The organism is Ruminococcus sp. (assembly GCF_017650195.1).
Taxonomy (GTDB): Bacteria; Bacillota; Clostridia; order Oscillospirales; family Ruminococcaceae; genus Ruminococcus.
The window spans coordinates 1-5,770 of record NZ_JAGCFH010000195.1 but is presented as its reverse complement, the minus strand read 5'-3'; the positions used below and the strand labels follow the sequence as shown (position 1 = coordinate 5,770).

Below are 5,770 nucleotides of genomic sequence, written 5' to 3'. Positions count from 1 at the left end.
GCGGCAACGGCGGCTTTGATATGAGCCAGTTTGGCGGTCAGGGCGGCAATGGCGGTTTTGACATGAGCCAGTTCGGCGGTCAGGGCGGCAACGGCGGCTTCGATATGAGCCAGTTTGGTGGTCAGGGCGGCAACGGCGGCTTCGATATGAGCCAGTTTGGTGGTCAGGGCGGCAACGGCGGTTTTGACATGAGCCAGTTCGGCGGTCAGGGCGGCTTCGATATGGGCGGCAACGGCGGTCAGACTTGGGACATGGGCGGCAATAACGGCGGCCAGCAGACCGGTGGCAATGGTGGTGCTCAGGTACAGTCTGGCAAGAAACTCTGCGCTATCTCATTCGATGACGGTGCAAGCGCACAGAGCAAGTCGGATCCTGGATACAGAATAATTGACGCTCTTATAAAGAACAATATGACAGCTACATTCTTCATCGTAGGCGACTGGATCAAGACAAACGACCAGATCAAGTATGAGTACCAGAACGGTATGGAGGTTGCTAACCATACACAGTCACATCCTCATCTCGGTCAGCTCGGTTCTTCACAGATCAGAAGTGAGTGGGAGAACTGCAACAGCAAGCTCAAGGGCATTATTGGAGCTGAGCCTTCGCACCTCATGAGATTACCTTATCTTGAGAGCAACGCAACAGTACAGTCTGCTCTTAACGATGTACCGCTTATCTCTTGTGCAATTGATACTCAGGACTGGAACAATGCTTCTAAGGATCAGATCGTAAACACAATCAAGCAGGCTGCACAGAACGGTTCACTTGAGGGTGCTATAGTGCTCTGCCACGAGAACTATGCTACAACAGCAGCAGCTATGGAAGAGGTTCTTCCTTGGCTTGCTCAGAATGGTTACCAGAACGTAAACATTTCTGATATGGCAAAGGCTCACGGCAAGACACTCGCTGGCGGTCAGGTTCATACAAGAGCATAATCGATTACTGGTTATAAAATATGTGCCGATCACATAATCTGTGATTGGCACATTTATTAAGATTTCTCCAAATTTTAATATCCCCTGAAAGGCAGTCGGTAATTGTCGGCTGTCTTTTCATTTTGTCAGGCGGGTTTTTGTGTTAAATGCCGTATTTGACTTATGAGAGCTATATCAATATTGATTTCAGAAAACGAATGTGATATAATATTTAATATGCCGGTGCTGCTTAAGAGCAGCCGATCTGGAAAGAAAAATAATGATCGGAGATGGTAAAAGCTATGAATATGAATTTTAAGTGCAAATTACCGATACCTGCCGAAGTTAAGGGACAGTACCCAATTTCGGAAGGTCTTAAAAAAGTTATAGAAGCAAGGAACGCACAGATAGCAGATGTTATCAGCGGAAAGAGCGATATGATTCTGCTTATAATCGGTCCCTGCTCTGCGGACAACGAGGAAAGCGTTATAGATTATATAAACCGTCTTCGCGGCGTTCAGGATAAGGTCGAAGACAAGATACTCATTGTTCCTAGGATATATACCAATAAGCCAAGAACGACGGGAAAGGGTTACAAGGGTATGCTTCATCAGCCTGACCCGAGCCAGAAGCCGGATATGTATAAGGGCATTGTTGCCATACGTAAAATGCATCTCCGCGCTATCGAGGAAACCGGATTTACCTGCGCGGACGAGATGCTCTACCCTGAGAATCACCGATATCTCAATGATCTTCTCGGTTATGTAGCTGTGGGTGCACGTTCTGTTGAGAATCAGCAGCACCGTCTTACTGCTAGCGGACTGAATATCCCTGTAGGCATGAAAAATCCTGTGAGTGGAAGTATGCCTGTGCTTATGAATTCTATTGAAGCTGCACAGTCGGGACATACTTTCCTATACCGCGGCTGGGAGGTAAGCACCAGCGGAAACCCTCTGGCACATTCCATACTCAGAGGCTTTGAAAACAATCACGGTCAGTGTATGCCGAATTATCATTACGAGGATCTTGAGCTCCTTCATCAGCTGTATGTGCAGAAGGGCTTCGAGAATCCTGCTGCTATAATAGATACAAACCACTGTAATTCCGGCAAGCACCCTTTCGAGCAGCCGAGGATAGTCAAGGAGGTTCTAAGCAGTCGAAGATACAATGATGATATCAGAAAGCTCGTAAAGGGATTTATGGTAGAGAGCTATATCGAGGACGGTGCTCAGAAGATAGACGAGCATATATACGGAAAGTCAATAACAGACCCATGCCTTGGATGGGAAAAGACTGAGAAAATGATACTTGAAATAGCAGACAGAGTATGATGTTTTTTTATGGTAGGCGTATTTTTTGACAATAAAGGGCGGCGTCCAGCCGCTCTTTTTCTTATTTGTGAAAAGGATAATGAAATATTAATGAATATATATGCTAAATGTGCAAATCGTGCGATTTCTCCAAATATTTCTTGACTTTGGCAGTTTGATATGATACAATAATTTAGGTATGGACTTTTCTTTTTTGGAGATTATTAACTCATTAAATTAAATCTGTGAGTAAAGGATGTAATGGAGAATGAATAATACGTATACTATCAAGGACATCGTCAAGTTGTTGATGAGCAGGATATGGCTCATACTGCTGTTTGTGATACTGGGAGGTATCTCAGCCTTCGGCTTATCGAAATTTATGCTTCCGCTCATGTACGAATCGCATATCACCATGTACGTACAGAGCTATCAGGGAGTTGCGGAGGGAGCAGGTAATGTCAACAACATTTCCAACTCCAAGCAGCTTGTCAATACGTATATGGAGGTATTGAAGGACGACGCTGTAATGAACTCTGTAGGAGAGCTGCTGGAAAGCAATTTCGGCAATTCGACACTTTCAGAGTGCTTTTCAGTGTACAACGGAAAGATATCTCCGGCATCTATAAGCAAGACCCTGACTATCAGCTCCGTAACTGATACGTCGGCGGTAAAGGTATCGTCTGTTACAAGAAATCCCGAGGTATCAGCGGCTGTCTGCAATTACCTTACCCTTGTTGCTCCGAAGTATGTCCAGCAGGCTGTTGGTGTAGGCTCACTGAATACTATCGACAAGGCAAAGGTTTATACCAATCCTGTTTCTCCGAAGATAATGAAGAATACTGTGCTCGGCGCTGCGGCTGCGTTCCTTATTATCGTTCTCATAATATTCCTTATCGACTTCTTTGACAATACCGTCAAGGAGACAGACAAGGTCAGCAAGAAGTACGGCAAAGCCATTATGGGTGAGATACAGCAGTTCAGCGAAGCCAAGAAGCACAAGGGCAGAACAAAGGCAGCTCAGGCTGACGGCAGAGCCCTCATCACAGATCAGAATATACCATTCAATATTGCAGAGAGCTACAAGTCGATACGTACCAACGTAATGTTCGCAATGGGTACGTCGGACAAGAAGATAGTTGCTATCTCCAGCCCGAACCCCGGTGACGGAAAATCGACCTCGGCTGCAAATATCGCTATCGCGTTTGCTCAGACCAACAGCAAGGTGCTCCTTATAGACGCGGATATGAGAAAGCCTGTTCAGCACAGGATATTCAAGGTGAAGAACTCAGAGGGCCTTTCAACTCTCATAATCAAGAAGTCCACACCTTCAAGGTCTATCAAGGAAAACGTTATGAAGAACCTCGACCTGCTTCCTTCAGGTCCTACTCCTCCTAACCCTTCGGAGCTTCTCGCTTCCGAGCAGTTTGCGACTATGCTTGAGCAGTTCGCTATAGTTTATGATTATATAATCATTGATACTCCTCCTCTTAATGTGGTAAGTGACGCTATGGTAATGAAGGAGTCCATAAACGGAATACTCCTCGTATTCAAGCATGGTCAGACTACCTACGATGAGATTGACAATTGCATGAAGCAGATGGAGCTCACACATACGAATCTCATAGGATTCCTTATGAACGAGGTGGCTCAGAAGCGTCATTCGTCTTACTATTCAAAGTACAAGGAATATGGCTATGGTTCATCAGCTCAGACTACTAAGAAAGGCTCAAAGGAAAATGCTGACTGATCATCATTGCCATATACTTCCAAAGATAGACGACGGCTCAGATAGTGTTGAAACGTCGCTGAAGATGATACGTACAATGAGAGAACAGGGTGTTGAGCGGATAGTTGCAACTCCTCATTTCTATGCTCACAGGGAGAGAGGCGTAAATGCCTATCTTGAAAAGAGACAGCAGGCTTATGATAAATTGGTCAAGGAGGATCCAACCAACGGCGATATCCTTCTCGGAGCCGAGGTAGCTGTTGAGCATGGCATAAGCAAGCTCCCAGATATCGAAAAGCTTCGCATAGCTGATACAAAATATATACTTCTTGAGTTCGAGTATGCTGCATTCAGCAAGTGGATGCTCGAGGAGGTCAACGATATAGCATATGAATATGGACTTGTTCCTGTACTTGCACATATACACAGGTACCTGGAATACTATAGCAGATCCGAAATGGAGGAGGTTCTGAAAACAGAGGCTGTATTCCAGTTCAATAATGAAGCCTTTGAGAGCTTCAAGGAAAAGCGTTTTGTAAAGTCGCTGATAAAGGAAGGCTATCCTTACGTTTTTGGCAGCGATGCTCACAGCATGGGCAGCAGAAAGCCTAATTGGGACGTGCTTAAGAAAAAAGCAAAGCCTGAGTTCATAAGCGGAGTCGAAGATATTTTCGGATAAAACTTAACAGCAAAGCAAAAAGCCGTAAAGAAGCGTCATTGTGACGCTTCTTTACGGCTTCTTATGTTTATTTATGCCATTGAGAATTGAGGAACGCTATTCGTTTATTGAGCCAGTCTGAGAGATAATCCGCACATTCCTTTGCGTTTTTGCATTTCCTTGCTCCTGTAGAAAGCTCGTCTACAATGTAATCATTGTCTATGATATTGTTCCATTTCTTATAGTTCTTTTCAAATTCGGCCGAGAGTACCTCGCTGTCGGAATCTACCATTTGGCAAACTCTGCTGAATACGCCGTTATCGTAAGCTTTTGTCCACTTCTCCTTTATCATGTCCTGATACCAGTCCTCGTAAACTAGCAGAGTGAACCACGGATTTATAGAATCCATTCCCATACTCGGGTCTGGTATGATATTGGCTGCATGGAAGCCCTGACCATTGTCGCAGTATGGTCTATTACCCATTGAAGAGTCGAAATCCCATGGAGCTTCAAAGGTGAGCTTTTTGGTGTGCTCAGGGCTAAAATCTATGTCCATGTAGAAACTCGACCACGCAACGTCTGCGTCGCAGGCAAGCTCGCTGATGATATACATATCCACGAGAGAATTAACGTCTACGACATTTTCCACAGCCTGCTGGGGGGTAAGCTCGCTGCTCTCGGAAATATTGTCATTGTTCTCATCGAATACGAAGGCTTTATGGTTGTAGGCGGCTTCGTACATTATCCTGTAGACATTATTTATGTATTTTTCGATAAAATCGTGCTGTTCCTGAGAGTATATATCGCTTTTTATCGTTATTCCGACTTCCATATCCGGGTTAATCTTTGCGTTGGCAAGACACTTGATTGTTTTTCCACTGCCGCCCTTTCCGTCGAAGGGCTTGAGAGGAGCGTTGTCGGCGTAGTCAAGGTGGAAGCCATGAAGCTCGTCTTCGTTGTGAAAATAACCGTCAAATTCAAGAAAATAGCCTATATCTGTACCGGTGTAGTCCTTTTCCGGCTTGGTCACGTTTACTCTTTCCTCAGACACCTGCTGAGCCTCGGTGAGAAGATAGAGGCCCTGATATTCGCCGTTTATTTCAACCTGAACGAGCTTGGCGTCTGCAGCATATAACCCGTCAGCGCCGAGCAGCTG

5 protein-coding genes are annotated in these 5,770 nt (G+C 45.1%); 4 read left to right on the top strand and 1 reads right to left on the bottom strand.

What is annotated here, in order from left to right; translation table 11 throughout:
* The 4 genes from J6U00_RS09100 to J6U00_RS09085 all read left to right on the top strand — a co-directional run.
* A partial coding sequence (locus J6U00_RS09100; RefSeq protein WP_296581192.1) for a polysaccharide deacetylase family protein occupies positions 1 to 938 on the top strand: 938 nt, incomplete at its 5' end.
* A gap of 281 nt (positions 939 to 1,219) precedes the next feature.
* Positions 1,220 to 2,248: a 3-deoxy-7-phosphoheptulonate synthase gene (locus J6U00_RS09095; protein WP_296581191.1), complete on the top strand. Its 1,029-nt coding sequence runs from the start codon at positions 1,220 to 1,222 to the stop codon at positions 2,246 to 2,248.
* A gap of 247 nt (positions 2,249 to 2,495) precedes the next feature.
* Positions 2,496 to 3,977, top strand: a complete 1,482-nt coding sequence (locus J6U00_RS09090) for a polysaccharide biosynthesis tyrosine autokinase (protein WP_296581189.1) — start codon at positions 2,496 to 2,498, stop codon at positions 3,975 to 3,977.
* Entirely contained in the window at positions 3,925 to 4,635 is a 711-nt protein-coding gene (locus J6U00_RS09085; protein ID WP_296581187.1) for a CpsB/CapC family capsule biosynthesis tyrosine phosphatase, read from the top strand. The genes J6U00_RS09090 and J6U00_RS09085 overlap by 53 nt, the downstream gene beginning before the upstream one ends.
* A gap of 67 nt (positions 4,636 to 4,702) precedes the next feature.
* Here the strand turns inward: J6U00_RS09085 and J6U00_RS09080 are convergent.
* Positions 4,703 to 5,770, bottom strand: a 1,068-nt coding sequence (locus J6U00_RS09080; protein ID WP_296581185.1) for a CotH kinase family protein, incomplete at its 5' end; no start/stop codon positions are given.

Excerpts from the sequence above, each read along its gene's own strand:
- J6U00_RS09095 (WP_296581191.1), top strand. The coding sequence starts at position 1,220 with ATGAATATGAATTTTAAGTGCAAATTACCGATACCTGCCGAAGTTAAG.
- J6U00_RS09090 (WP_296581189.1), top strand. The coding sequence starts at position 2,496 with ATGAATAATACGTATACTATCAAGGACATCGTCAAGTTGTTGATGAGC.
- J6U00_RS09085 (WP_296581187.1), top strand. The coding sequence starts at position 3,925 with ATGGTTCATCAGCTCAGACTACTAAGAAAGGCTCAAAGGAAAATGCTG.